Annotated in this window: 3 protein-coding genes; all 3 read right to left on the reverse strand. The window is 65.1% G+C overall.

The features are described 5' to 3' along the window. A partial coding sequence (gene dprA, locus Y708_RS25950; protein ID WP_035776720.1) for a DNA-processing protein DprA occupies positions 1 to 1,195 on the reverse strand: 1,195 nt, incomplete at its 3' end. Next, the gene (locus Y708_RS0117210) at positions 1,192 to 2,739 is read right to left on the reverse strand and encodes a YifB family Mg chelatase-like AAA ATPase (protein WP_028280882.1); all 1,548 of its coding nucleotides are present in this window, start codon (positions 2,737 to 2,739) and stop codon (positions 1,192 to 1,194) included. The genes Y708_RS0117210 and dprA, both read right to left, overlap by 4 nt. Continuing rightward, positions 2,739 to 3,104, reverse strand: coding sequence for a YraN family protein (locus Y708_RS0117215; RefSeq protein WP_173401532.1), 366 nt, complete (start codon positions 3,102 to 3,104; stop codon positions 2,739 to 2,741). Before Y708_RS0117215 ends, Y708_RS0117210 begins: the two co-directional genes overlap by 1 nt. Positions 3,105 to 3,117 lie beyond the last annotated feature (13 nt).

The following is a 3,117-nucleotide window of genomic DNA, read 5'->3' on the forward strand; positions in this document are numbered from 1 at the left end:
ACTTTCGCCAACCGCCGTCCTCAGTCCTCGCGGCGAGCCCCTCTAACTCCAACCGTCCGAGCCCGGCAAGAACACCCCGCGTGCTCAGACCCGCAACCGCAGCAAGTTTGTCCACGGTGGAGGACGCCCGCACGGGCAGTGCGTCGAGCAGGAGGATGTCCTCCACGTTGAGCCCGTCGTGGATGGCAGCGGGTTGGTTCTTGGGAGAATCCGGCTCGCTTCCCAGCGGACCGGCCAGTTCAGCGATTTCCGAGGCATCGGTGACGCACACCGCGCTCCCATCCCGCAGGAGCCGGTGGCAGCCTGCGGAGTTCGCTGAATGGACCGAGCCGGGCACTGCGCCAACTGCCCTGCCCAGCTCCGCCGCATGATGGGCCGTGTTCAGCGCACCCGAACGCCAGCGGGCCTCGACGACCACCGTCACAACGCTGAGGGCGGCGATCAGCCTGTTCCGCTGCAGGAAACGCCAGCGGGTCGGGGATGATCCCGGTGGAACTTCCGACAGGAGGAGTCCCCGGTCAGCTATCGCCCGCAGCAGATCTTCATTTCCTGCCGGGTAGTAGCGGTCCACGCCGCAGGCCATCACGCCGATGGTTGGCCTGGGATGGTCTTCACGGGCTGTCGCGAGAGCAGCGCGGTGTGCCTGCGCGTCAATGCCGTAGGCACCACCCGAGATCACCGTGCATCCCCTGCTGACGAGTCCCGCCGCAAGGTCGGCAGTGACTGCCGATCCGTAGTTGGTACTGTCGCGTGAGCCAACCAATGCCACCATCCGGCTGACTGGCGGAATGCCGGGGTCGATTTTCCCCCTTGCCCACAGGCAAAGCGGCATTGAAAGCTGAAGATCCTGCAGCGCCTCCGGCCACAGCGCATGTTCGGGCGTGAGGAGCGCGCCACCGAAGCGCGCGATGGTTTCGAGGTCCCGTTCCGGAGCGAGTCCGTTGACCCGTGGCCTCCACCGGGCGAGGGCGTCGGTGAGAACGTCTGTGCGGACGGAGTGCCCATGGGCCTGAAGCGTCTCGATCAATTCCTTATGCAAACCCGGACCGCAGGTCAGCTCTCCGGTGGCCACGCGGAATGCATCCTCGGCACCCGCGGCAGCCACCAGTGCCAGGCCTACGTTGTCCGACGGCTCAAACAGCCGCGAGAGCGCAGCCCGGGCGATTTCAGCAGGTGTCCAGCGCTCGTTGCTCATGCGGCACGCTCCTGAGTGCGAAAGGCCAGGGCCGCTTCAACGTCGCCCTTGCCAGGGGACGTCCTGCCGTCCAGATCCGCGACGCTCCAGGCAACCTTGAGCACCCTGTCATAGCCCCGCTTGGTGAGACTCTCCTGTTCCATTGCCTTGTCGAGCGAGACCGTAACCGTCCTCGGAAGCCTCAGTTCCGCCTGAAGCAGCCGGCCCGGGACCTCGGCGTTGGTGTGAAGATTCCAGCGGCCGAGGCGTTCCCGCTGGACGGCGCGGGCAGCAGATACGCGGGCCGCCACAGTGGCGCTGTCCTCAGCGCTCGTGCCTGAGGAAAAGTCGCTGAGGGAAACACGGTGCACCGGCAGCTGGAGGTCCACGCGGTCAAGCAAAGGCCCGGACATCCGGTCGAAATACCGCCGCCGTTGCTGCGGCGAGCAGGTGCAGTCGGTCCCCTTGCCACTCGCCAAACCGCACGGGCAGGGATTTGCAGCCAAGACCAGCTGGAACCTGGCAGGATAGGTTGCGGTGCCGGCCGCCCTGTGAAGAACAAGCTCTCCGTTTTCCAGCGGCTCACGCAGTGCATCAAGAATTCTCCGTTGGTATTCCGGCGCCTCGTCAAGGAAGAGAACGCCGCGGTGGGCGCGCGATGCTGCGCCGGGGCGCGGGATACCGCTCCCGCCTCCAATGATCGACGCTGCGCTGGCCGTGTGATGTGGGCTTTCGAAGGGTGGCCTGCGCTGCAACTCGCTGCAGGACAGGGCGTTACCCAAGGAATGGATGGCGGTCACCTCCATGGCCTGTTCATCCGTCAGATCGGGAAGTATGCCGGGAATACGCTCTGCCAGCATGGTTTTACCCGCCCCCGGCGGACCAACCATCATGAGGTGATGCGCACCGGCTGCCGCAACTTCGACGGCCAGCCGCGCCTCCGCCTGCCCGGCAATGTCCGACATATCCTTGGGCACCGCGAGTACATCCCGCATTTGCCGGGCAGCAGCCGGGTGCTGCGCCGGGTCCACCATGATGGGCAACTCGACCTCGGCGGGGTCGGCGCCGAAGGCCAGCGCAACCTCAGCGAGCGTCCCGAAACCCCGCACGTGGGCCTGTGGGACCAGGGCGGCCTCCGCTGCGTTATCTGATGCCACCACAATTTGGGTGAATCCGGATTCGACGGCTGACATGACTGCGGGAAGGACGCCCTGTACCGGACGGAGCCGCCCGTCCAGGCCCAGCTCAGCGATGAAGATGGTAGAGCCGCAGCCACGAACGTCTCCGGCTGCTGCCAATGCCGACATGACGATCGCCAGATCGAAAGCCGACCCGCGTTTGGGCAGGGAAGCAGGTATCAGATTGACTGTGATCTTTCGTCTGGTCAGTGGCAGCCCGGCGTTTCGCGCGGCGGCCCTGATTCTTTCCTTGGCCTCGGATAACGAAGCATCCGGCAGACCCAACAGCACAAATGCCGGCAGTGTCTGACCGATGTCAGCCTCCACCTCCACGATGTACCCGTTAAGGCCCACCAAGGACACCGCATACGTCCGTCCCAGCGGCATCAGCTCACCGCCCGCAGGTGGTCTATGACCGGCTCCGACACGCCGTCGTCAATAATCGCCACCGCATCGACGCGGAACCCCGAAAACCGGAGATCGTGGGCCCGCGCCCACTTGGACGCCAGCAGGTACAGGCGCTCCAACTTCCCGGGCGTGATTGCCTCCAGTGGATGACCATAATCCACTGAGGACCGGGTTTTCACTTCCACCACAACCAGCGTTGAACCGTCCACGGCAACGAGATCAATTTCCCCCACGGGGCAGCGCCAGTTCCGGTCTATGATCCGCATACCGGCGCCCTCAAGATACCCCGCGGCCAACGCTTCCCCGCGCTGCCCGAGCTTGTCCTTTGTCCTCATATGAAACACCTCCGGTACCAGC

The sequence above is a fragment of the Arthrobacter sp. H5 genome, from assembly GCF_000520595.1.
In the GTDB taxonomy this organism is placed as follows: Bacteria; Actinomycetota; Actinomycetes; order Actinomycetales; family Micrococcaceae; genus Arthrobacter_D.

Bases quoted from the DNA above. Each gene is read 5' to 3' on its own strand.
- Y708_RS0117210 (WP_028280882.1), bottom strand. From the start codon at position 2,739: ATGCCGCTGGGACGGACGTATGCGGTGTCCTTGGTGGGCCTTAACGGG.